This window comes from Neiella litorisoli, assembly GCF_014773395.1.
Classification (GTDB): Bacteria; Pseudomonadota; Gammaproteobacteria; order Enterobacterales; family Neiellaceae; genus Neiella; species Neiella litorisoli.
Genome location: NZ_JACXAF010000009.1, coordinates 99,742 through 122,040, shown reverse-complemented (window position 1 = coordinate 122,040; position 22,299 = coordinate 99,742). Strand labels below are relative to the sequence as shown.

25 protein-coding genes are annotated in these 22,299 nt (G+C 50.8%); 9 read left to right on the top strand and 16 right to left on the bottom strand.

Annotated elements, in window-relative coordinates; all coding sequences use genetic code 11:
- Positions 1 to 404: 404 nt before the first annotated feature.
- From mobI to IC617_RS08585, 9 genes are read left to right on the top strand one after another with little or no spacing between them, the layout of a single operon-like run.
- Entirely contained in the window at positions 405 to 995 is a 591-nt protein-coding gene (mobI, locus tag IC617_RS08625; protein WP_191144595.1) for a conjugative transfer protein MobI(A/C), read from the top strand.
- Positions 904 to 1,665, top strand: a complete 762-nt coding sequence (locus tag IC617_RS08620; RefSeq protein WP_191144594.1) for a hypothetical protein — start codon at positions 904 to 906, stop codon at positions 1,663 to 1,665. The genes mobI and IC617_RS08620 overlap by 92 nt, the downstream gene beginning before the upstream one ends.
- Positions 1,666 to 4,125: a MobH family relaxase gene (gene mobH / locus IC617_RS08615; protein WP_191144593.1), complete on the top strand. Its 2,460-nt coding sequence runs from the start codon at positions 1,666 to 1,668 to the stop codon at positions 4,123 to 4,125.
- Positions 4,115 to 6,094 (top strand): conjugative transfer system coupling protein TraD, encoded by a 1,980-nt coding sequence (gene traD / locus IC617_RS08610; protein WP_191144592.1) that lies wholly within the window; start codon positions 4,115 to 4,117, stop codon positions 6,092 to 6,094. The genes mobH and traD overlap by 11 nt, the downstream gene beginning before the upstream one ends.
- A gap of 28 nt (positions 6,095 to 6,122) precedes the next feature.
- Positions 6,123 to 6,731, top strand: a complete 609-nt coding sequence (locus IC617_RS08605; protein WP_191144591.1) for a hypothetical protein — start codon at positions 6,123 to 6,125, stop codon at positions 6,729 to 6,731.
- Between the two features lie 11 nt (positions 6,732 to 6,742).
- Positions 6,743 to 7,408: an IncC plasmid conjugative DNA transfer DtrJ family protein gene (locus IC617_RS08600; RefSeq protein WP_191144590.1), complete on the top strand. Its 666-nt coding sequence runs from the start codon at positions 6,743 to 6,745 to the stop codon at positions 7,406 to 7,408.
- An 8-nt stretch (positions 7,409 to 7,416) separates the two neighbouring features.
- Positions 7,417 to 8,439, top strand: coding sequence for a S49 family peptidase (locus IC617_RS08595; RefSeq protein ID WP_191144589.1), 1,023 nt, complete (start codon positions 7,417 to 7,419; stop codon positions 8,437 to 8,439).
- 15 nt (positions 8,440 to 8,454) lie between these two features.
- Positions 8,455 to 8,940 (top strand): OmpA family protein, encoded by a 486-nt coding sequence (locus IC617_RS08590; protein WP_191144588.1) that lies wholly within the window; start codon positions 8,455 to 8,457, stop codon positions 8,938 to 8,940.
- 19 nt (positions 8,941 to 8,959) lie between these two features.
- On the top strand, positions 8,960 to 9,370 hold the full coding sequence (locus IC617_RS08585) for a hypothetical protein (protein WP_191144587.1): 411 nt from the start codon (positions 8,960 to 8,962) through the stop codon (positions 9,368 to 9,370).
- A 323-nt stretch (positions 9,371 to 9,693) separates the two neighbouring features.
- On the opposite strand, the gene IC617_RS08580 is transcribed toward IC617_RS08585, so the two are convergent.
- The 16 genes from IC617_RS08580 to IC617_RS08510 form a co-directional block, all read right to left on the bottom strand.
- Complete coding sequence (locus tag IC617_RS08580) at positions 9,694 to 9,951, bottom strand: hypothetical protein (protein ID WP_191144586.1); 258 nt, start codon at positions 9,949 to 9,951, stop codon at positions 9,694 to 9,696.
- A gap of 1,055 nt (positions 9,952 to 11,006) precedes the next feature.
- Entirely contained in the window at positions 11,007 to 11,312 is a 306-nt protein-coding gene (locus tag IC617_RS08575; protein ID WP_191144585.1) for a hypothetical protein, read from the bottom strand.
- Between the two features lie 244 nt (positions 11,313 to 11,556).
- Positions 11,557 to 11,859, bottom strand: a complete 303-nt coding sequence (locus IC617_RS19155) for a L5-gp82 domain-containing phage-derived protein (protein WP_500793315.1) — start codon at positions 11,857 to 11,859, stop codon at positions 11,557 to 11,559.
- A 95-nt stretch (positions 11,860 to 11,954) separates the two neighbouring features.
- Complete coding sequence (locus tag IC617_RS08570) at positions 11,955 to 12,557, bottom strand: hypothetical protein (RefSeq protein WP_191144584.1); 603 nt, start codon at positions 12,555 to 12,557, stop codon at positions 11,955 to 11,957.
- A 123-nt stretch (positions 12,558 to 12,680) separates the two neighbouring features.
- Positions 12,681 to 12,929: a hypothetical protein gene (locus IC617_RS08565; protein WP_191144583.1), complete on the bottom strand. Its 249-nt coding sequence runs from the start codon at positions 12,927 to 12,929 to the stop codon at positions 12,681 to 12,683.
- Between the two features lie 73 nt (positions 12,930 to 13,002).
- Positions 13,003 to 13,809, bottom strand: coding sequence for a hypothetical protein (locus IC617_RS08560; protein ID WP_191144582.1), 807 nt, complete (start codon positions 13,807 to 13,809; stop codon positions 13,003 to 13,005).
- Positions 13,809 to 14,681 carry a hypothetical protein gene (locus IC617_RS08555; protein WP_191144581.1) on the bottom strand — a complete coding sequence of 291 codons (873 nt, stop codon included), beginning with the start codon at positions 14,679 to 14,681 and terminating at the stop codon, positions 13,809 to 13,811. The genes IC617_RS08560 and IC617_RS08555 overlap by 1 nt, the downstream gene beginning before the upstream one ends.
- A 129-nt stretch (positions 14,682 to 14,810) precedes the next feature.
- Entirely contained in the window at positions 14,811 to 17,876 is a 3,066-nt protein-coding gene (locus IC617_RS08550) for a DEAD/DEAH box helicase (protein WP_191144580.1), read from the bottom strand.
- Between the two features lie 106 nt (positions 17,877 to 17,982).
- Positions 17,983 to 19,137, bottom strand: coding sequence for a hypothetical protein (locus IC617_RS08545; protein WP_191144579.1), 1,155 nt, complete (start codon positions 19,135 to 19,137; stop codon positions 17,983 to 17,985).
- A 171-nt stretch (positions 19,138 to 19,308) separates the two neighbouring features.
- Positions 19,309 to 19,671 (bottom strand): hypothetical protein, encoded by a 363-nt coding sequence (locus IC617_RS08540; RefSeq protein ID WP_191144578.1) that lies wholly within the window; start codon positions 19,669 to 19,671, stop codon positions 19,309 to 19,311.
- Positions 19,672 to 19,794: 123 nt separating this feature from the next.
- On the bottom strand, positions 19,795 to 20,244 hold the full coding sequence (locus IC617_RS08535; protein ID WP_191144577.1) for a hypothetical protein: 450 nt from the start codon (positions 20,242 to 20,244) through the stop codon (positions 19,795 to 19,797).
- Positions 20,241 to 20,444, bottom strand: coding sequence for a hypothetical protein (locus IC617_RS08530; protein WP_191144576.1), 204 nt, complete (start codon positions 20,442 to 20,444; stop codon positions 20,241 to 20,243). Before IC617_RS08530 ends, IC617_RS08535 begins: the two co-directional genes overlap by 4 nt.
- 74 nt (positions 20,445 to 20,518) lie before the next feature.
- A complete protein-coding gene (locus IC617_RS08525; protein ID WP_191144575.1) occupies positions 20,519 to 20,773 on the bottom strand; it encodes a hypothetical protein in 255 nt (84 codons plus the stop codon).
- Positions 20,774 to 20,834: 61 nt separating this feature from the next.
- Positions 20,835 to 21,272 carry a hypothetical protein gene (locus IC617_RS08520; protein ID WP_191144574.1) on the bottom strand — a complete coding sequence of 146 codons (438 nt, stop codon included), beginning with the start codon at positions 21,270 to 21,272 and terminating at the stop codon, positions 20,835 to 20,837.
- Positions 21,273 to 21,356: 84 nt separating this feature from the next.
- Positions 21,357 to 21,635, bottom strand: a complete 279-nt coding sequence (locus tag IC617_RS08515) for a hypothetical protein (RefSeq protein WP_191144573.1) — start codon at positions 21,633 to 21,635, stop codon at positions 21,357 to 21,359.
- 94 nt (positions 21,636 to 21,729) lie between these two features.
- Positions 21,730 to 22,260, bottom strand: coding sequence for a hypothetical protein (locus IC617_RS08510; RefSeq protein WP_191144572.1), 531 nt, complete (start codon positions 22,258 to 22,260; stop codon positions 21,730 to 21,732).
- Positions 22,261 to 22,299 lie beyond the last annotated feature (39 nt).

Sequence of the window (22,299 nt, the reverse complement as noted above, 5' to 3'; positions counted from 1 at the left end):
TACCGAATAATCGGTACGACACACAGCTACACGTCTCCTGCAGTCTTTGTTCGCAGAACCCCTCTTTCTGTAGCGAAAGAAGCCAGCAATACCACTCAAAAATGACAGTAATTAGGTTCCTGCGGTATTTGTTCGCAGAAACTGTACTTCTGAGATTTCAGTCGGTGAGCCTTCATCTGCAATTAACAGAAAACATAGTTCTGCGGTCTTTGTTCGCAGAAACACGTTTATTGGGAGATGAACACCTAAAACAGAAACCCATTCCTGCGAACAAACAAAGACGCAGAAACAAGTTTCAAGTCTTAAATTTATGACCCTTTCCTTTCTTCACCACCTACTCCAGAAATCGAAAAGTAGGGTTTAGGCAAATTGGCACGTGCAAAAACACGCTTAAGTGACCGCCTTTGTTCCAGCAACTCCGTCAGACTATTTCCACACTGATAAATGAGGCAGATATGAGACCGGAGATTGCAAGCGTGCTTGAAGCGCGCATGGAGCGGTTGCGAATTGACGCTAAAGCCATCGTCGATGAGTACTACGTCTGGTGGAAAGCAGAGAACAAGTTGCGCGTTCAGCTGATGGAGACCGGCGTCAAGGCGGATGACGTGCAAGGTTTAGGTTCGGTCGCGCCCGTAATGGAATACAAAAAGAATGTGGACAAGTGGTACATCACATGGAAGCGATTCGATGGAAGCGGCATTCGCAAGAATGTAAATCGCTCATACGGTCGACATGTGACCCCAACAAAAAAAGGTTACACACAAAAGCTTTTTGAGCGCATCTGTCGCCGATGGGAGCTAAGCAAAGTCATCCAAACAGAACAAAAGCTTGCGTCGATTCGAGGCGAGATGGATGCCATTCACAAGTTCAAAGTAGAGATTCGTCGAAACGAAAGGAGAGATGATGAACAGTCCTCAACAGCAACCAAAACGCAGCCAAGCACGCAGCCGTCAACCCGAGAAGCGCAAAGCATTGCTACAACCGCAGAACTTTGAGTCGACTGTATTGTATCGATTTCTAGACTCAAAAGGCGGCACCCTGTTCGGCGCAATCGAGCGTTCAGCCGTACTGCTTCGATATACCAGCGACACGCTTCCGATCAATCAAGATATTGAACAATTCTTAGACAAGCAGGTGTTCGCTATTGCCGAAGAAGAAATCATCAGCATTGAAGCTCAGGCCGATGAAGCTGAAGAAATGCTAGCCATGGAGCTACCGGAAGTTCAGTACCCAGATAACCAGAAATTAGTGATAGAGGTGACGCACCCAATTTTTTGGAAGCTAATTGGGTTAATGGCACGTGCAGATAAAGTGATGAGCCGAATTGAGCTACTTCACTTAGCTGCGGTATTACCAACAGAGCAGCACGAGCATGCACGCCACCAGCTAGTTTCGCTATTCAACCGAATCCAACAGAAAATCTTCATGGTGACGTCGCCAGGCAAGCGAGCAAACCGCCCCTATTCTGTCCAGCAATTCTTGGCTGCATTAAAAACCGACGGTGGTATGGAAGCACTCATGTCACGACTGTCGGGCACAGCGGCTCCCAAGATACTAGCTGGCGATACTGAGGTGGTCTCTGCGCAACCTGACACAGAGGAAGTTGTTGCACTACCGGACGAAGCTGATCCTATTCCGTCAGACAAAGACTCACAGGCAGCATAAATGAGCGTGACGGTAGTGGAGCGACTCAAGCAAGTGTCAGTCGAGTTCATTCAGCGACATTTCTGGAAGCAACGGGCTGATCAATATGACAACCCGCCCAGCGAGCTGATGGACGCAGCGGAAGCTGACACCATTGTCTTCGACATTCATGGGAAGCGGGTGACCGTGGCCGACTTGTTGAGTCATCCGCCATTGGCATTCGGCATCCCTGTTGTCGATGTCGACATTCTGCTGTCGAAACAGCAAGATTTAATTGCCGAAATCCGTCACAACGCGCCCGACTTAGACGACACTGTCGGTCTCGGACAGGCGAACTTCGATACCTTATATCTGGAAGTTATCCGGCGCATTACCAGTTACATACACTGCATCCCTGCGTCTGAGAATGACCATCATGAATCTGTCGGCGGACTACTACGCCACTCAATAGAAGTGAGCTCGTTGGCACTCCGTTATGCCCGCAGCAAGCAGTTAACAGCAACCAACTACCTCGACATTGAACGAGTTCGGCGCCCTCGATGGGTTTATGCAGCGTGGCTGGTCGGCCTAATGCATGACGCAGGTAAATTGTTCACCGACATGCGAGTGATTGATGTACAAGGTCGCGCACCACAATGGCAGCCAATTATTGGGTCGTTGCTGGACTGGGCCGAAGAGCATAATGTCTCCCACTACAAGGTACACTTTAGCCGCGGTCGCCGACACAACCAACACCAAACGCAGGCAGCATACTTATTGGATAAGTTGTTGCCGGACGCCGCGAAAAACTACTTGATAGAGTCGGGCGACAACCTACACCAACTAATTGGAGTGGCGCTCAACGACTACCAGCACTTCCAGCACTTTCTAACGGACGCACTTCGTGTTGCCGATGCCAGAAGCGTCGCCGCTGACAAACGGATTGTCTACGATCCGCACCTCGGCCCGAAGAATGCATCACTGCGAACAAATGTCATTCGCGCCATGCGCCACTTGATAGCGCAGTGGGAAATTAACGATCCGGGCACCAAAAGCCGCGTCTATATGCTCGGTAATGAAGCGTACCTTGCCTACCCTCATGCGATGGATGACATCGTGAGTTACTTAGGCAAATCCGGTGTAAATTGCCCTCAATCCGCTTCATGGATGCGCGACTTTTTGAGTGATAACGACATCACCAAACAAGAAGACAAAGAAGCACGTTACAGCCTATTCATGCATGGCAACTTCACCAAAGAAGAAGTGACCATTGTTCAAGAAAATCCACAGACCGACAAATGGGTACCTGTTGTCCGCCTGACATGGGCGAATTATCTATTTGATGGCGACGTGCTGCCTGCGAATACTCAAGGCATCCTCAAGCTAAACGAGAACTTTGACGGCGTTCATTACGTTGAGGCTGAAGCGCGCGAGATTTTACCTTTAGAGAAGCAGCGCGAACTTGAACGAAAAGGTGAAGCAGCAAAGCAAGCCAAGATTGAGCGCTCAAAACGCCGCCAAGCGAAAAAGAAACAAAAATCGCAGCAACCTGAATCACCGGAGTCCGGTCGCGACAATCACAGCCCATCCGAACCACTTCCGGCCGAACCAGCGGCGAACCCAAGCCAAAGTCAAATGGAGCTCGAAGCACCACCAGCGGCGCCAAAATTGGAAAAGCCACCAGCAGGCAACTTTACAGCAGTTCGAGGCAAACCTAAGAAGCCGCAGCAGTTGGAGGCGACCGTACAGCCTGGAGATGACACCAAGCCAGTCGCCATTAAGCAACCGTGGCATCGCCGCGATGCAGGTGCAATAGGTGACATGCTCGACCAAGTCCATACTCGTGTCTCAGAGGGACAAAAGCAACTCACCGACTACGGCATTTACCATCAAGGTAAGAGTTCTTACTTAATCGCAAAAACATTTGCAGCCGCTTTCAATGTCAAAGCCACGGATGTCACAGGACAACTCAAGCAAGCCGAACTGATTCAATTCGACATGAGCAGACCAATGGCGCTTCTCGTGCCCTTCAAGGACAGTGACGGACATTCACTAAAAGGTCTCCACCTGACCGGGCCGATGACCAAAGCGTTAGATATCGAGCAAGCGCTTGGCCAGGCGCAGGAAGAACAACAAGAAGCACCAAGCAACCTGACTGACACCCAAGACTCACTTGAGTCAGAGCAAGACATTGATGAATCACCTGTTGAGCAGAATGACACGGCAGATGAACCATCATCACCTGTTACAACCATGACGTCCGAGACATCAGAGGTGGTGGATGCTGTCCAAGCGTCACTCAAACAACAACTGACCGACCTGATTGATAAAGGTCTGCTTGAGACAAACAACGGTCGCTACCGGACATCGAACCTGCCGCAACTCATGCTCGCTATTCAAGGAGCCATCCCTTTCCGGCAAGCATTCGATGCACTGCAGTCCCTCACGACCATGGATGGGGATTACGCATATCTGAATCAGGAGGTATTCGATGACCAGTAAATCGGATCCGGTTTACCAAGAAAATCTATTCCGTCCGCCGCTGGAGATGCGAGCGGCGTATGTCTGGTTAATCGGCGCAGGTATGGTATTAAGCAGTGGTGGGTTTGCCAGCTTGAAAGAAGGTGGCGTGCACTACTACGTCTTTATCTTTATGACAGCGATGGGCTTTGCACGAATCTATCAAGTGTGGCCTCTCATATCGCAGCAGATAAAACTCTTTCGTAACAAAGTCACAACGATTCCGTTGTCAGCTCTTCGTCAGTTAAACAACGCCGTCGAGAATGCGCGTCGCGGAACAACAATGCGCGAATTAGATGCGCAAATGCACAACGAACCAAGCGATCACAGACAGCGCAGATTGGAGCGCAAACTGAGTAAGTTGGCCGAGCAACAATCCGAGCGACAAGTTTACATCGGTGATGGATTTCCCTGGGGCACTGAGCATGCCAACCGAGCCTATCAAGTCACATCCATGACCACCGACTACACCGAGATTCAATTGCCCTTTGCGTTACGTCCGTTTGAAAAGCGTTGGCGCGAAGAAACGCTCAAGCTGTGCGGTCGTCCGTGGATCCATGGGCTTGGCCAAGAGAAACAACTCTTCCAGCTGGCGAGCAGCTTCTGCGGCCACACATTCATTGCCGGCAACGTTGGTACCGGCAAAACAACCTTGATGAAATTGCTGTCATTGGGAATGTTGCATCTGGACGGCCACACGTTGGTGATCTTGGACCCTAAGAAAGACAAAGATTGGCGCAAGGCGATTCAAGCTGAAATGGCCGCTCGGGGCGAATTGCACAAGTTTTACTATTTTGACCCGTCCGAGCCATCCCAGTCGGTTCGAATTGATCCGCTGCGCAACTTTAACCGCAACACCGAGATTGCGGCGCGACTCAGCAACCTCCAAGCCACCAAAGATGGCGACAACGACCCATTTAAAGCATACGGTTGGCAGGTTATCGAACAAATCGTCGAGGCGATGCTGTTTATTGGTCAGCGCCCACAAATTACCGGCATTCACAGAGCACTGACCGTCGGCAAGAATGAGCTGTGCCAGAAGGCGTTGGAAGTGCACTTTGATAATGAGTTGCGGGATTCATGGCGTGACACCATTACCGAGGGTGACCATTACTTAGAGCGGCTCATTGGTTTCTATCGCTCAAGTGTTGCGGCGATGCACCCCTCTAAAGAAGTGGAAGGTGCTATTGATTTAGCCGAACGCGACCCATCGCACTACCAGCGCATGACCGCATCCTTGCTGCCACTCTTTACGGCGCTCACAGCTTCCCCATTGGATGAACTCATTTCACCAGTGGATGACCTTGGCCACTCTGACAGACCGCCGATCATCGATTTGAAATCGGTTGCACAGAACGGTGGGGTGATTTACATGTCACTCGACTCCCTAAGCGATCCTGTAACAGCCGGTTACCTCTGTAAATTGTTCCTAGCCGATCTAAACGCCGTCGCAGGTGACCGTTATAACTATGCAGCCAATGGCGGCCGCCATGTAAGCATCTTCGTGGATGAGGTGCATGCAGCCGTCTCGGGCAATGAAGGGTTGATCAACATGCTAGCACAAGGACGTGCAGCAGCGTTTCAGATGTTTCTGGCGACCCAAACAATTCCAGATTTAGAAGCCAAGACCTCGCCGGCAACAGCGCAGCGGTTCCTTGGTTTGTGCAACAACTTCTTCAGTATGCGGGTGAATGACGATCGCACCCAACAATATGTCTCTGACAACTTTGGCGAGGCGCAAGTGTTAAATCAGCAAATTACCGTGTCCCATGGCTCCAGTACCGCGAACGACATAGGGGCTTTCAGTGGCGGTTACTCTGAGCGACTTAACAGAATGCAGATGCCTGCTTTTCCTAAAGTTTTATTAGGAATGCTCCCTAACTTACAATACGTGGCGCGTCTTGCGGACGGCAGACGCTTGAAGGGACGGATCCCATTCATATTGCACTGATAACAGAATTTGAGATTAGGAATACCACATGGATACACAAACCGGTCAGATGACCAATCAACAAGCCAGGCAGAGCGACGTACGAGAAGCGTTATCCGCCACCATGCACCGGCACTATCAAGTGATGTGCGAGGACATGAAACAAGTCACTGATGTCTTTGAGCGACTCCTGTCGTTTCTTGGCAGCAAGCTACCTGCACCGCAATGCTCGGAAGACACCAGCATGTTTGAATATGTGGTGTCACAAGCGGTGATTGCATGGCAGGAGGTGCCTCACCATACATCCATTGGTGAGCGCTATAAGACGCTGCTGCGTGCCGTGCTCTACCAACTGCCCAAGATTTTGGAGTGGGAAGTCTACGTCGAGCGCACCGACAAACGTTTCAATTCGGATTTAGGACCGGAGATCGAACAATGGGACTGCCTGTGCATGACCTTGCCGGAGTTCGCGTCGCAATTTAAAGACAAGGGCTTATCGATTCAGTATCGATACGTTGGCCTGAGCCAAGACGTTCAAGACCTCATGTTCCGTGACATCTGCATGATGCTCTCGCATCACATCATGTCGCGCCAAGAATTGCGGTTCTTTAACTTCCCTCAGATCGGTAAATCAGCCGTACTCTCGTTTGACGACTAAGGATAGAAGCAATGGCAGAGACAGATGTAAGTAACGAACCAGGGCAACATGTCACCTTAGTCCACACGCTGATGCTGGTGGGTTGCTGTGCCATATTGGGCTGGCTGTTCTTCTTCTGTAAGCCTGCCAAAGTTCAGCATTACGTTGAATCAGAGGTCAGTTACTTGGGTCATGTGGTGCCCTCGTCCAACTGGCACAAGATCACCTATCGAGCTGGTGAGTGGTACCAGTTCTTGATGGTCGATAGCGGCGTCAAAAACGCCATTGAGCGCACGTTAATTCCTGATGAGTCCAGTGACAGCCTTTCGCATGCCACCAGCAAGTACTCGGGGATTGTCTACAACGTCGCCCACAACTCTCAAATTCTGTTTTATCAAGTGTGTTTTCGGGCCAGCGTTTTGCTGTATTGGCTGCTACTGATGGCACCTTTAATCATCGGCTTTATGGTCGATGGCTATTACCAATGGCATATCAAGCGCTACACCTTTGGCCATGTGTCGACCAACCGGTACCAGATCTGGAGCCGGATTTGGGTGGCACTGGCACTTCTCGCAACGTTGTACGTCATTTTGCCTGCGGTCACCGTTAAGCTTGCCACTCTCTATGCTCCAGCTCTGCTGATTGGTATGGGTTTGGTGATTGGCCAATTGTGGTCCAACTTCCAAAAAAGTTTTTAAGGATGAACATGTCTATTATCAGCCGTCTCAGAGCCCTGCTACCCGGAAGCAAAGGAGCAGCCGCCGAAACCAGCGACGAAGCACTCGTACAAACGTTGCGTCGTCTTGCTCGGGCAAAAATCGTGCAGAGCAACACCAAAACCTTGTTCTTTGGTGTGATCATCATTACTGCAGTTTTCAACTCATCAATCGGCGCCTTGCTGGAAAGTTCAGATACCGACCATGTGGCACTCATTGAAGTCAAAGGCGCCATCATGGAGGGTACGCCTACCGGTGATGGTCAACTGATCGTCAAAGCCTTAGATCAGGCGATTGGCGACGAACATGCTCGGGCGATTGTGGTCGCAGCCAATTCCGGCGGTGGCAGTCCAACTCATGCCGAAATTGTCTATAACCGACTCATGGAATACCGCGCTATCCCAATCGAAGAACGCAAGCCAGTGATTGTTAGCATTGGTGATGCTTGTGCCAGCGCCTGTTACTGGATGGCATCGGCCGCAGATGAAATCTATGCCAACACCACCAGCATTGTCGGCTCAATTGGCGTCCGTATGGATGCGTGGGGCTTTAATGAGGCGCTGGAAAAAGTCGGTGTTGAGAAGCGTATTCTCGGCATGGGCCAATACAAGACGATTCTCGATCCGTACCTGCCCTACGATACCGAAGAAAAGGAAATCGTGACCCGCGAAATGATGCTGCCGCTGTACAACATCTTCATTGATGCGGTCGATGCTTCTCGCGGCGACAAGATCGAAGACCGAGACACGGTCTATTCCTCATTGTTCTGGCCGGGCAAAACAGCCAAAGAATTAGGGTTGGTCGATACCATTGGCTCTATTGTTGATGTCGAAGCCCGACTCGCGTCGGATTATGGCGTTGAAACCATTGAGATGCGTCAGTACAACCGCAAGCGGATGAAGCTATCAGGCCTGTTCGAAACCTCAATGGAAATGGCTGGTCGCGCATTGATCCGAGGCATGACCACAGAAATGGCAGCACAAGCAGCGAGCTCCGTGCCTACCATCCACTAAAACGGAGGAGCCGAAATGAAACATCTACTCATACCCATAACGGCTCTTGTAGTGGTCGGCTGCAGCACCACAGAAGCGCCCTCCACCGTGCAAGATCATGACACCACAGATGTAGTGGTCGAAACCGATGCGCAGGTGGCAACACGATTGCTCCTGGAACAACAGACCAAAGAGCGCCGAACGCACATTGTGCTGTTTGATTTTGATAGCTCTCAGCTACGCCCGGAGTATCTGTCGATATTGCGAGCGCATGCAGCTTACCTTAAGCAACACCCCGATACCTCCCTTGTCGTCGAAGGACATACTGATGACGAAGGTACTGAATACTACAACTTGGGATTGGGTGAGCGCCGAGCGCAGCGTGTTGGTCGGTACCTCATCGACAATGGGGTCAAACCATCTCAATTGGTGGTCATCGGCAGAGCCTATCATTATCCGCGCGCCCATGAAGACACCCCCGCAGCAAGACAGTCAAATCGTCGCGTCGCGTTAATCTATTGATATCAGAAGAGGATGTACCATGTATCGAGCATTTTTAGCAGTCGCCATGGCAACAGTGAGCATGTCGAGTCTTGCACTCGAAGCACCAGATATGTCGAACAACGGCAATCAGGTGAACCTGTTTATGGAATCTGTTGCCCACAATTGTCCTTTATGTGCCGATAACTTGATGTTTGTCGCCGAACTAAGGGCCAAGCATTGCCGTGAGCCAATTACGATTGACTCACTACGAGAGAACGCCACGACACAGCAGATGTACCCATTTTTGTTAGCATTGGAGTCGGTAACTCCGCATACCGCAGCAGAAATAAAGCCGATGATTGCTGAAGCAGTCGACTGCGCCGATGAGGAGCAATGGATAGCACAGTCACGACAGTTGTGGGATGAACATAAAGAAGCCGAACTAAAACAACTGACACTCGCCAAGTAACGACCAACGTGTCCCGCCACAAAGAGCGCCGCTCAGAGCGTGGCGGGACAACAAGAATTATGTCCTTTTATTTCAGCTTTTGAGCTTTAGTGTCGAGACTATCAACTGAGTCAGCAACACCCTGAAAACTGTTGAGTTGCATCTGCCAAAGCTCCGCGAAACTCAGCTCGCCATGCTCAAACGCCTCAACCCCAACGAGACCTAAGCCCGTTAAATGGGTGAACTCATGGAGTAGTTGTGCTTGCTCCGGGGTTCAACCATTCTTTGCCATACGATCTAAATACCTTGGTTCGATAGCGACGCCGGCAACGCCTTAACGGTGCTTACGCCCAAGCAGGCTTTGCGCAGCCCCACGTGATTGCGATGCCCGTGGTTTCCGAGACTTCTTCCGCAAATGCATGTGCATCAACATCGCGGTCAAACTCCTCTTCATCGATTGCAAACTCATCGGCAGGAGTGCCACTTAATGTGACCACATAACGACCTTCATCCTCGTTGCCATCCTCATCCCACTTGATATCAATAGTGATTGCATTAGGCTCGCTGCCGCTCTGCTCTAACAAGTTGACGTGTTCATTCATGTTGTCATGCCTCTGTTGTTCAGACACGTTCAACGTAACAAACATGGGTTACCGGGCAACCGGCGAAGCCATGAGCTATGTCCGACTAGCCACCGTTTGGGAGTAAATTGCGACTGCGCATCGCATACTCTAACCAGCGCACCTCAAAAGCCAGAGGACTACGGCCTTTCAGTCCGGATAGAAAATTTTTAGCATACGGTATGTTGTGCCACGCCGAAGGGAATTCAGTTGGCTTTAGTTGCGCAATTGACTGGGTGACGTTTCGGAGACAGATGACATCAACGCCAGCGACCGTTAGCGACAATCCCGCCCTTTTCATCATAAAGCTTCTTATGTTTGCCTTATGCGAACTAATACCAACAGCAATAGGCATCAAACAGACGCAAATGCACAATCGCTGAACGAGAGTCGATTCACCCACCAGCGATTGCCCAGTCAACAGTAGGTACAGAGGAAAGCACGCAAGGCCCAGAGCTGCACCAACCAGCGCGATCAGTGGTCCGTAAAGCTGCGACTTTTCTCTTGAGAGATGAGTTAATCGCTCACGATAGTTCGTTATCTCTGCTTCGCTCAACGGATTGGAGTAATAGCTGCCACTTGAGGCACAAATGATTTCACGTACACGCATAGTCACTAGGGTTGAGAACGTCAATGCAAACCGAACGCGTAGTTTGGCATAGTTGTTCCCCTAATTGCATAGGTCGGTACCACCATCTGCAAAAACAATGAGGTGGCGTCTCCTAGCTCGGTTTGCTAAAGAGGGATACCAGCATGGCGGCATACTGTTTCCAAATCGTCGTCGATATACGCCGTATTGATTCTATGGAACCTCTTTACTGAGCCATCACCACAAACCACTTTTGCGAGAAATTCTCGACCTTCATAGCCAACCGAAACCGAAGCAACACCGTCAGGGTGTCGGAACATCGACTTTTTGCCTGATGCGTATTCAATTACTGCACACTTCATAATTAATCTCCGCTCTCTATCTAAGCCAGTGATAGCTGTACTAGTTATTTCCACACCAGCATGCCCATCCAGACGCTGATTAACGCCTACAACTTGTTAAGAATTTCCGAGACATCGATGCCGGTATTGTCCTCATCATTCGTCAGCCCGACCTTGAATATTCGCACTGGGCGACCCTTTCCATGCTCGTGTTCGAGCGAAGGCGCATCACGCCCTGCAACATGTGGAAAATTACCAATGATCGGATCGATGATTTGGCCTTTGAGCGCTTGTTGAATGGTATGAAGCGGGATATTCGTGTGATTTGAATAGACCTGTGCTTCTTCTTCAAACTTGTATTGCTCATAGTCGTTGCTGTTACGTGGTGCGATAACGCTAATACGAATGTTCATCTTTTGGAGCCCTTGATCAGAAACGTTCAGTGCATGCAATGGATCCGGCCATACGTCCGGTCACCTGCTCGACAGGTTCATAAATACAGTCACCATCCTGCTCATTCTCAAAGTCCACCTCGCAGTGGCGGGAGTGGGCGCATGTTTCACAAGATATGCTCATGATCGTTTCTCCAATTCGTCTCAATGGACTCAAGGTATCAACGGGCCGAGGCGCCGCAACACCACTGCCAGCCCTTCGCTGTCAAATGTCCCGAATTGACGCCAGTCCTGATTTAAGGCAAAGCCAATCCGCCCGAGCAACAGGCGTGTTCGAGTCCAATCTGTAGAAACAGTCGCGTTCAAATGGTCGATACGTGACGAAAGTAGAGCTATGAGTTTCTGTGTCATTGACCGACACCAGCAAACCACATGCAAAAGCATGAACATTGCGCACCTGCTGCAATACAGCCCTTTTCCGGCCAGCAAGACCGACCACAAAGAAGACGTCGCGAAGCACTACCGTATCAGCATGCCCAATCACCTTATTCTTCAGTGAGCCCGTCATAGCCACCAGTGACCAGCGACCATTGTTGAGATTGCGGTAGCATTTAACCGGCTCTCCCAAATGAACCGGTCGTTGCTTAAATGGATGGAGCGGCACTAGTAGACAAACGCCAACTGCTGCTCTTGTCGTGCTGCAGGTGGTGGGTTTTGTGGTGGCGGGATCACGACGGCTTGTGAGACCTGCTTGGCCATCATCCGGTAGATTTGGCCATCTTTCATCGACCGTGCTTTCCAGCCAAGGCGTCGAGGGAGTTTCTCAAGCAGTTTGTAGTCGACGTTCTGAAAACGAACGATCGTATCCGGCGAGAGCTGAGCTAATGCCTTTTGCTTCTGGCGCTGAGCGGTGTGGTAATCGCGAACCTGCTGGCGCCATTTCTTTGCTGTGTCACTGAGTCGGCCTGCGACTTCTTCGGCGCGGGTCAGAAACGATATCGGGCAATCGTGGTGGAACGGGCCCATCGACTCATCCATATCTTTGTAAGCCCAGCCCTCTGGGAACTTATCGAGCAAAAATAGCGCGATAAAGCGCTCCCCTGCTCGCTCAGGATGGTTATCGGTGTACTCTGCCAACACCCATACACGAGAGCCGCGTACGGAGTGCTCTAGGATATTGAAATTATTGCCCCAAAGGTAAGAGCTTGTTACGTGCGCGACGATCTCTTCTTTGCGTTGCCAGTTCGAGCTTGATGTCCATCCCATGTTGAGTCTCCGGTGGGTTGAGTTAGGAACAGCTTTACTATTTCACGGAGTTGAATTGGCGCATTGGAGTGGTAAAAAGCAGTAGTAAGCAGTGTCGCAGACAGACACTGCCATCGAGTCATCTCAAGCTGCGGTGAGTCGTCGCAAAATAGTGCTAACGGCACCTTCGGGTTGCCATCCTTGATAGCTCACGCTTGATGAGTGACGGTGAACCAAACTATCCAAATAGATCGTCTCGATAACACCTTGTTCGTTCGTTTCGGCGCCCAGGCAACCACAAACTATCGGATGACTCCGACCAGAAAAATGAATCGTGGCTTGGGTTTTCTCCGGGTTTAGGTGGGCACTGACGCTCACAGTAATCGTGCTCATGTTTTGCTCCTTACGATGCTTGCAGGTCTTTAGGTTGCCCTTGTTTTGAGATGACGCAGCCCTTGCCAAAGGCTCAGGCCACACACTCCAGCATGTCCGGGGCGTACATTTTGACGAAAGCCAATAGCGCATCGGCTTGGTCTGCTGCGAACTTGAACTCGATGTGCTGCTTGCGGTTGGTGATCAGCACCGTTGATGCATGCCCCTGCTTGAGCCCAACATCATGCTTGGCCATCGAGTGAACGGCCTCATAATAGCTATTCATCGCTGCAGCCAATGAAGGCAATCCCATTTCCGAGGCGGCTATTTTGAAGGCACACGACAGCGATTTTACAGCGCGAGTGGACGACTCGTGATAATAGCCGCAACCACTAAGGGCTAGCCTTACCTTTGCCACCAAGTGCCGAGGGGTTCGCTTGGCTTCATCAAGTGCAAGATGAATTCCTAAATCGCGAGCGGCGAGCACCTTACCCTGTTGTTCAAGTTCACCGCAGCGCTCGGTTAAGTAAGCGATCAGTTGGTCGAAATCATATAAGCCCATCCAGTAGCGAACGCCCGCCTCCAAATCCTCTGGAGCGCATTTGCCCCAAGGGAATTCTCGGTTTAGCCCAGAAGGCATGTCATCCATCGACAGTTCAGCACGTGAGCCGTGCGCGTAGTGGACGGTCAGCTTAGCGAGCAATTGAGCTAGCCAATGTTGTTCGACGGCGACCAATGCGCCGCGCAATTGAAAGTCATAGTCGCGTTGATGCAAACCAACTCCTATCGATTTGAGCTGCTTCGCAAGGCGGCAGTATTGCAGGTAGTCAACACCAGCTTTGAGCAAAAGGGCGATTAAGGTGTCGCGCAAAGTCGTCGCATTCAGATCGCAAATCCGCATTACGCAGCCTCCGGCAGATTGTGGAGCTCACCTTCTTGGGTGCGATGAATGATGATGAAGGACAACAAAGCATCCAACACTTCAGGGTTAAAAAAGCATTTAAACTTGCCTTGATAAACCTTAATTTCAACAGTGCTCTTGTTGCCAAACGCCGTACCCGATTTGATAAGCTGGCGATCCGGTGTGTTGTTCACTGCTTCAATTAATTCTTCAAACGGTGGTACCAATCGATTATCGCCGGACTCGGTTGCAGCCACTCGAATTGCTTCAAGCATCAAGCTCATTTTTTGCTTGGTGTCGTAGCTGTACCCACCAAAGAAAGCGTCCGAGTAGAGACTCGATTCAATCACCACATGGCGCTTGGTTCGCTTGATTGGATTATCGCGGCCATGGTTGCGCAACCAAAAGTTGCACACCAACCGATCGGCAATTTCTCGCATGCCGGATTGCTCCAGCCCCTCGGCTAACACAGTGACTTTTTGCACCAACTGTTCAAAGTCATACTGCTCGATCAACGCATCTGCGAACGACAACCACAACGTCAAATCAGGTTGACGATAACTATCAACCATGGTGTGACGTAAAGACCTTGGGATCTCCCGCAATTTACTTGGCAGGTCCGACGCATCAAAACTCTTACCGGTGTCGCCCTGGTATGACTGGCTTAATGTGTTGCAGATAGCCGATAGCCACTTTGTAAGCGCCTGCTCAACAACGTCAAGGCCTGTTATGGAGCGGTTGCTATCGTAGATATCAAAGCCGTTAACCAGCAGGCTATAAGCCGTTTGATAATCCACCCACGCTTTGAGCGCGCCTTTGAGTGAGGTTTCAAGTCGAAGTCGGTAGTTGCTGGCTGTATCGATTGCGGTCATTGGCTAGTTCTCCAAACGAGTTGATGAAGCCAAAGTAAAGCGACTTAACCGCAGCGCAACAGGCTCTACCCCAACCAGAAAACCACAAGACTCAGGCGTGTCTGTTGACGACAATTTCCAGCAGATACATTACGCGGCCATCTCGCGATGTGCTTCGTAAGCGCTCATGTTTAGCGTTTTTCTGCAAAATTCTTCAAGTACTGAATCCATGTGCCTAAATTCTTCAGTCGAGTTGCAGTCATCGCCAAAATCCAACCCAGCATCGGCCGCTTTGATTTTCCATTCGACGACTTGCCCCATGTACTCGTCAATGCTTCCCTTTAAGTGGCCATAGCTGACAAAGACCTCTTTTTCTTGCTCTGGGCGGGTAACGCGAGCAATTGCCTGCTCCTCAACGTCACCTGTCCATGCGCGATTGTAGAGCAAAACATGATTTGCTTGCGGCAGATTTAAACCCCGTTGACCGACCCACGAAGACAACAGCACGGTTGCTTCACCTTCGCGAAATTCGCGATCCAACTCCGCATTGCGGCGAGCAATATTTTGCTTACCGGTGAACAAGACAGATTTAATCCCGCGCTTGTCGAGTTCGACCTTCATACGCTCTAGGACTTCGGGACAGTACGCATACAGAATCGCCTTATCACCAGTGGCGTGAATGCGCTCTAGCTCTTTGAGGAAAAAGCGTTGCTTTGATGTGAGCGGCGAATAGAACCCGGCCGATCCAGACTCCGATACATGGGGAGAGTTGGCAGCGCTCACCACCGCTTGGATTTTTGCCAAGACCGCGACCAGATTAGAGCCCTTACCTTCGCTTTCTCGATCTTGCTTATGGCGCATGTACCATTCGCTAAATTCCACAGCTGTTTTGAGATAGTGCTTAAAGTGAGCTTTGTCGAAGGCGATAGCATGGGTTTCTCGCTCAGGCTCGGCACAGCCTGAATACGCCTCCATTTCGGGTTCATTGCGCAGTCGGCGCTGGACATGAAGGCCAGCCCACTGACGAAACAGAGCGACATCTTGAATCGCGGGGATCTCCCGCTTCGCCCCTTCGCGTAAGTTATCGGCGAATTCATGACTGGCCCAATCAAGCACAACAAAATCATCTTTGAATTGCGCCACGCCACGAGGAGCATAGCTCGCGCTTTTCAACAATTGCGGGGCAATATAGGGCTGATTACGCAAAGCATACGGTTGATCGGCTCGTGAGCTTCCTCTGACTGCGCAGCACAGATTCAGAAGATCTCTTGGGTAGCTGCCAATGGGAGTGCCGTCGAGTAAGAACAATTTTCGAGGCGCAAGCCGCATCAAAGCTCGGGATTGCTGGCTAGTTGGGTTGGCCAGAATGCCACCTTCATCGGCCGCGATGACCCCAAAGCGGCGGCGCAGGCGATGAGCAAGTGTTTGCTTGCCCATACCATAGGCCGACTTTAAGCGGTTATAGCTGATCAGGTTGATTTTCTTGAGCGTCTTGATGTCATCGGATTGTAGGATGATGTTATACAGCTCAGGTTGCAGACCAATCTTTTTAAACTCTTTGACCATCTCATCGACCAAGCCGGACTCGACGGCGATCAGGTTGTGTTTTGCTGTTGAGGTGAGGCACAGTGCGACAGCAAGGCGGGCTTTACCGGTTCCTTGCTGCCATCCAGCCACAGCGCCATCGGTCATCATCAACTCAGACAAACTATCCATTTGCGGCGGCCATAAGAAGTCGACACCGCTTTGGGTCATCAAAGCGCGATTGTTTTGGGCGATATCTGGGAACGCTTCGTTTTTACCCTCAAACACAACGCGCCACTGGGTATGATTGCGGTCATCATCGTCAATGCTGAATAGTTTTTGCATTGCATCGCGTCGATACTCGACCGTCATACCTGCTTTTTGAACGAGGAAGACACCCCCCAACACCTCTGCTTCAAGCACTTCTCCTTTGCGGATCACAGGGCTGTTAACGTCACCTTGGCGCAAGAGCATGCCTCGCTTCGCGGTGATCGTGGTGGTGGGAACCGTGGCTTGCTTGACCGTTTTTCGAAAGGCAACCATATTGCGCTCGTGGCGTTTGACCAACTTAGCGAAGTAGCCTTGGAGTGATGGCGAGATCTGCGGTGTGCCGCCTGCTTGGCGAATGATGGCGATGGTACTTTCAAACGCTTCAAGCGGATCGTCTTGCTGCAAGTAAACATCCAGCAAAAGACGTCCAGAGCCGACATAGCGCATATTGGTTGGGTATCGGTGGCGCTCGCCAATCTCGACAGGGGCTTGCATCAGAGCGTTGGCTACTTTGGCTTGAACCAAGCCACAGCGATACTTAATCACTAGCGAACGGTTATGGTGATGCAGCTCAACCGTGTCGTCGCCGGTTACCGGCAAAGTGATCGTAGGCGTGGATTCGTCAACACCTCCAACTTTCCAGCGAGGGCGGCGCTGCCGAATGCTTTGAACGTGTAATCCCGGGATCTCCGGCCAATCGTCGCCCTGCTCAAGATCGAATTCAAGCACCGACGATAGCTTTGCTTGCGTTCGCGAATGCTGACCAAAGACAAACACAGCCGTTTTGACATTTGCCCCTTCGGCGATAAACGTGGTGCCAGGCAGTCGGATCTCAGCAAATAATCTATCCGAGGCATGACAGCGGTCTTTCATCGACAACGGTAAAAGCGCGACCACCACATCAGAAGCATAGAGGGCATGATCTAAGCTGTATTCATGGCTTAGCGCATTGGTCATCGGACCAAACTCACCATAATGAGCGGAGTCGAAGGGCATCATGTTGGGGCTTGAAAGCGTCAAACTAAACGGCGGATTAATCAGACCGACGCCAAAGCTGTCCGCCTCAATGTCTTCCATACCACTGACGCTAAATTCGTGCGAGATCTGGGCGTTGGTTGCATCCTCGCTTAATGCTGCGATCACGCGCTCATCGGTATCACAGCCATAAAGGAGATGCTTATTAGGGCAAGCTTGAGCCATCAGACGACCAGAGCCAACCGAGTTATCCATAACGGCGACCATCCCTGAAGCGGCGTTCATTGCGGGCTCTGCAATCGACCACATGCCCGATGCGACCCACTCAGGGGTAAAGAACTGGCTTTGGGTCTGCTGTCGGCGAGACGCTAAATCAGCCATCCGCTTGACCTTGCTCGTGGTCAAACCCTTGCTGAGTACTTGTTGGGATTGGTGAAGCCAGGTCATGAAATGCACTCCTTAGTGATAATGAAGCTAGGCTACAATGGCCGGCAAAGCGCGCAACGGGTCAACAAGCAACTAGCAACCCTTTTGTGTCAGTGATCGGTCAGTGCTAAATCAGCTTCGCTCGATACAAAGTCGTGATGGAGCATCGACGTATCTCGGGACTAATGGCTTGGCGACATTCACTGCGCCAGAACGCGGAAACCATTTCGTAGCCGTAGCCAAAGTGCAGTTCGTCCAAATTGTCCATTAGAGATTCCCGTTGAGCAGCATCTAGGACCGCATTGACGGGCATGGACACGCTGTTCGCAAAGCGTTTCAACTCAACGTTGCTCATCTCAAGTACAATCGCATCGATATACCCAACAAACTCTGTCTCATCCCACTTGGTCAGCCCGCCATGCACGTAGTCGATGACCGTATCGTCAGTCTGTTGGCGACACATTTCAGTCAATAATTTATTGGTTCCAATGTGCTTTCGTATCGTCATTGCATCACTGCTAATGTCAGTATGGGGTACGACATGAGCAGCTTGATGGAGCAGGCAGGTTTCAGAGCAACCTAAGAAATGGACGTGAGACGGTTGAGCGGCGCGCAAAAATGATAGGGCATCGTCGGCGCTGATGCTTTTGGCATTGGCAGGTAGTCCAACGACCGGCTCAAAATTGATCACATCCAAGTAGCGTTGGTAGTTTTCGAGCATGTCGAGCTTCCCCACCTGCATCGGCAAGACAATGCGAGCACCGGCGCGTGCTAATGCCTGCACCTCTGGTAAGTAACGACAAAAGATTTCGAATGAACCGTGTTGGTCGCCCACAATATCCGGAGCCACCAGCAGGAGCTGCTCGGGCGCAGTGCACTGCGCGACAATTTCGGCATAGCGCGCCAGCACAGCATTGAAGTCTAGGTGCTCATCGTGCCCAGCTAGATGGCGGCGAAACACCCGGAATGCACCACTATCGATGAAGACTTTCCCACCATCGGAGGCATATTCAGCGAGCAAGGTCCGCGTTGGCCCAGAGCTGTCGATGATACAAATACCAATGGGGGCACAAGCATCAACCAACGCCTGGGCGTCGGTATAGTTACTGCTACCTGAACGATACAAGGTGAAGCCTTGGGCATCGTTAAAATCAAACTGCGCCTTCTCGGTGCTGCGGCGCGTCAGCTCGGCTCGCCAATCAAACAAGGCGCTGGGCGGCGCCATCGTTTGCATAGGTCTGGATTCAGAAGGAAGTGCAAAGAGTTCGACTTGTTCACTCATATCGCTAGCCACGGTGCATTGAAAACTATCAGCACCGTAACAAGCATTCGGATCCGGGCAACTGAGCCCATTTTAAGCGGCATCAGGAAGCACGGGAGTTTCAGCAAGGGTGTCGTTGAGCGACTTGTCAGCGAATCAAGCCAGCACGACAGGACTGCTCTCAATGGTCTTTTACTCTGAGTTGGGCTCTTCGCCAGTACATAGGTGGCAGGCATTACATGAAAAGCAGCCCCTGCAGCCACATTGATTACCGCCACAATCACAGCAGTTATAGTGCTCGCTGCACGTGTCTCCTTGGTTATCCAGCTCATCACAGTCGATTGCCAAAATGTCACCAATGCCGTTCTGAACATGCTTAAAGGCTTGCTCTGTGCGGAATGGGGGCGAAACAACCAGCTCATCGCCATCAATGCTCAAAGCATATTGGGTTTTGGCACTGCTACCGCGCTCCAAATAGGCGGCAATCAACGTAACTTTACCCCTGTGGATCTGACTAGCATGTGGAATACGAAGTTCGAGAGAAGAGGTCATCATGAGTTAGCTCCGCGCGTTTATAGAAACCAGCACGTTAACCGTTATTATCGGTCCAGCAATCAGTCATCCACAATGGCAGTACAAAGTGAACCCTACTGTGTCCTAACTGGACACAGTAGGGCGTTAGAACTTCGCTCGAAGAGCGTTGAGCTTGCTAACCAATGAATGCATATGGACTTGCATGTCAGTAAGCGGAAAAGGTTTTGATGAGCCGTCAATAATGAAGTCTTGAATGCGAAGGCTTGTATCCAGTTGAAATTCATTGATGGCAGAGCCGATGAGCGCTGCAATGTTGGCGTACTTCGATTGCGGCGATTCGTAGCAGAACTGCTCCTCAACCTGAACACAGAGCCACCATAACCAACCTTTTAAGTCCTCAACGCCATCCGGCCGTGGATCTGGTGCGTTGGTGTTGAATGCCACATGTAAATGACCCACGTTCAACCGCTGTTCGTCAAAGAGCGACACCAGTTGTTGTAACTCAGCACTGCCGAGCAATGCCCGGTTGAGCATCACACTATCAGGGTTGATGGATGGATTTAGGCTGTCAAAGCCATGTTTTAGATTGCTCATCGTTGCGGTTCGCTTACTGCAATAGCGAGATGCTTACAAATCGCAGTTTCACTGACGCCTTGGGACTCCAAATAGCGCAGTTGGGAGGCTATCCCACTATTGTTAATGCCTTGCGCATGTTCAGTGGCAATCTGATGCACCAGGCTGTCTAAGTGGTCGGCTTCAATGCCATTGGCTTGCAATCTGTCTTTCAGCGTCATGATGGGCTCCCGTTTGAGTAAAAGTCATGGACCATCTGAACGTATCACTGAGTCATAGCAGCGCAATCGGAGCATCATTGCGTTGTGCGGCGCAGACCGGAGCCGAATAAGCAAACCGTCCTGTTGGCGAACCAACAAACAACAAGTACCCATGGGATCGAGAAAATCATGGTGGACAAAAATCGTGATAGTGCCTGTCCATGATCGACAGACCACGCAAAGCCGGAATCCCAATAGACATAAGCAGCAATGCCACCAACGATCATTATTAGTTTCAGAGTTGCAATAAGCCGTGCAACGCGCTGTGTTTGTTGAGCATTGGTGGACATAGAGGTTTCCTTTATTTGCAATGGACTCGTTCTTGCGGCTCTGTCGCGAGCCAGCAAATACTCACTGACCGCCCTTCGGTTCAAGCCAAGTAGTTTGATGAATACCCAGTGCGGCAAGCGTCTTTTTGCTCGCAGGGTGCGTGATATTGATGCATTCCCATTTATCGTTACGCTTGGCCGCGCCATAACCTTTGCTCGACTGATGCATCTCAACCACGGTCATGGTTCGCGTGTTGTAGATAAGATAGGGCCAAAGCTTAATTTCAGTGACTGACGGGAACTGCAGCTGAACTTTTGGGAATGAGCTGAACTGTCGGCCGGAGGCATCGAAGCAATATTCGATTTGGTCATGTTCAGTGATCAAATGCTGTTTGCCATGTGCCACAATGGCGTGCTCATCACGGTGTTGATCGTAAGCAACGCCATTGCGAATGGCTGTATCGAAGTCAAAGACTTGTTTGCGGGTGGTTTTGATGCCCGCTGGCATTGAGTGGGTCATGGTGATCTCCAATGGATTCAATGCACTCATCATGGCGCTCGACAGACTTGGCGCAACAGACTAGCTATGGGACTTGTCGGCTAGCTACATCTGCTGACGGTTGGCAGCATGGTGATAGAGCCATGCGAAATGCATCACCACGAGTGCTACCGCTGCGGCGAGAACATGAAGCTGAAACCAGCCAATCATCCATTGCTCTACCGTTTTTTCGAACAGCCCACCTACGCCATAAAAGATTGGAGAAGCCATCAGCGCGACAACGAGGCTTGTGACGATCAGGCAAGCCTGAACAATCAACCGTGCTTGATACCCTTCTTTCCAAGCGCTCAAGACGTGCTGACGATAGTTATGAATAGATTGCATAAAAAAGTCCTTCTGAATGTATAAAAAGACTGTGCCAGTCAACCCAATGAGGGTCAGGCCAACTAGCCAGTCGATTCGCGACAAATTAGGCCAATTAATCCGTCGTAGAAGTTCGAGCCTTTAGGCGTTGGAACTGTTGTTCAAGCCAGCACATGGTCGAGTTCCAGCGAATTGACTTACGAGTTATAAAAAAAGCACACCCACCGAATGCATCAAGGCGAGCTTTCGAGCAGTGGTACGCGACTTCAAAACCGACGGGGTGATCCAAGCCAAAGTGTCGCAGCAGCTCTTGAATGCAGGTCGCCGCTTTGTTTCCGTTGATATGCTCGCCACAATCGCTGACCCAAAGCCCCGTGGCCCCCTCAGATGTCATGGGTTCGAAGTCAAACTCTAGCGCCAAGTAATCCAGCTCCATATCGCCATTGTTAATAAGTAGCCGACGAATGCGACGGGCTCGACTGAGCACTTCGGGCGCGTACTCCTGACGCAAGGCTCTGGAAGGACGACGCGCGAGCAAATCAGGATGATCTTCATCTTGAACAAGATGTAAGATGGTCGCCGCAACAGCGGCTTGCTCAGCGGTCATTGCCACAACAAAACTTGCACTTGAATAGTAATCAGCCATGCGTAATTCCTGTCGTTAAAGAGGGTGTAGTAGCATGAT

Excerpts from the sequence above, each read along its gene's own strand:
- IC617_RS08620 (WP_191144594.1), top strand. The coding sequence starts at position 904 with ATGAACAGTCCTCAACAGCAACCAAAACGCAGCCAAGCACGCAGCCGT.
- mobH (WP_191144593.1), top strand. The coding sequence starts at position 1,666 with ATGAGCGTGACGGTAGTGGAGCGACTCAAGCAAGTGTCAGTCGAGTTC.
- traD (WP_191144592.1), top strand. The coding sequence starts at position 4,115 with ATGACCAGTAAATCGGATCCGGTTTACCAAGAAAATCTATTCCGTCCG.
- IC617_RS08605 (WP_191144591.1), top strand. The coding sequence starts at position 6,123 with ATGGATACACAAACCGGTCAGATGACCAATCAACAAGCCAGGCAGAGC.
- IC617_RS08600 (WP_191144590.1), top strand. The coding sequence starts at position 6,743 with ATGGCAGAGACAGATGTAAGTAACGAACCAGGGCAACATGTCACCTTA.
- IC617_RS08595 (WP_191144589.1), top strand. The coding sequence starts at position 7,417 with ATGTCTATTATCAGCCGTCTCAGAGCCCTGCTACCCGGAAGCAAAGGA.
- IC617_RS08590 (WP_191144588.1), top strand. The coding sequence starts at position 8,455 with ATGAAACATCTACTCATACCCATAACGGCTCTTGTAGTGGTCGGCTGC.
- IC617_RS08585 (WP_191144587.1), top strand. The coding sequence starts at position 8,960 with ATGTATCGAGCATTTTTAGCAGTCGCCATGGCAACAGTGAGCATGTCG.
- IC617_RS08580 (WP_191144586.1), bottom strand. The coding sequence starts at position 9,951 with ATGAATGAACACGTCAACTTGTTAGAGCAGAGCGGCAGCGAGCCTAAT.
- IC617_RS08575 (WP_191144585.1), bottom strand. The coding sequence starts at position 11,312 with ATGAACATTCGTATTAGCGTTATCGCACCACGTAACAGCAACGACTAT.
- IC617_RS19155 (WP_500793315.1), bottom strand. The coding sequence starts at position 11,859 with ATGACGGGCTCACTGAAGAATAAGGTGATTGGGCATGCTGATACGGTA.
- IC617_RS08570 (WP_191144584.1), bottom strand. The coding sequence starts at position 12,557 with ATGGGATGGACATCAAGCTCGAACTGGCAACGCAAAGAAGAGATCGTC.
- IC617_RS08565 (WP_191144583.1), bottom strand. The coding sequence starts at position 12,929 with ATGAGCACGATTACTGTGAGCGTCAGTGCCCACCTAAACCCGGAGAAA.
- IC617_RS08560 (WP_191144582.1), bottom strand. The coding sequence starts at position 13,809 with ATGCGGATTTGCGATCTGAATGCGACGACTTTGCGCGACACCTTAATC.
- IC617_RS08555 (WP_191144581.1), bottom strand. The coding sequence starts at position 14,681 with ATGACCGCAATCGATACAGCCAGCAACTACCGACTTCGACTTGAAACC.
- IC617_RS08550 (WP_191144580.1), bottom strand. The coding sequence starts at position 17,876 with ATGACCTGGCTTCACCAATCCCAACAAGTACTCAGCAAGGGTTTGACC.
- IC617_RS08545 (WP_191144579.1), bottom strand. The coding sequence starts at position 19,137 with ATGAGTGAACAAGTCGAACTCTTTGCACTTCCTTCTGAATCCAGACCT.
- IC617_RS08540 (WP_191144578.1), bottom strand. The coding sequence starts at position 19,671 with ATGATGACCTCTTCTCTCGAACTTCGTATTCCACATGCTAGTCAGATC.
- IC617_RS08535 (WP_191144577.1), bottom strand. The coding sequence starts at position 20,244 with ATGAGCAATCTAAAACATGGCTTTGACAGCCTAAATCCATCCATCAAC.
- IC617_RS08530 (WP_191144576.1), bottom strand. The coding sequence starts at position 20,444 with ATGACGCTGAAAGACAGATTGCAAGCCAATGGCATTGAAGCCGACCAC.
- IC617_RS08525 (WP_191144575.1), bottom strand. The coding sequence starts at position 20,773 with ATGTCCACCAATGCTCAACAAACACAGCGCGTTGCACGGCTTATTGCA.
- IC617_RS08520 (WP_191144574.1), bottom strand. The coding sequence starts at position 21,272 with ATGACCCACTCAATGCCAGCGGGCATCAAAACCACCCGCAAACAAGTC.
- IC617_RS08515 (WP_191144573.1), bottom strand. The coding sequence starts at position 21,635 with ATGCAATCTATTCATAACTATCGTCAGCACGTCTTGAGCGCTTGGAAA.
- IC617_RS08510 (WP_191144572.1), bottom strand. The coding sequence starts at position 22,260 with ATGGCTGATTACTATTCAAGTGCAAGTTTTGTTGTGGCAATGACCGCT.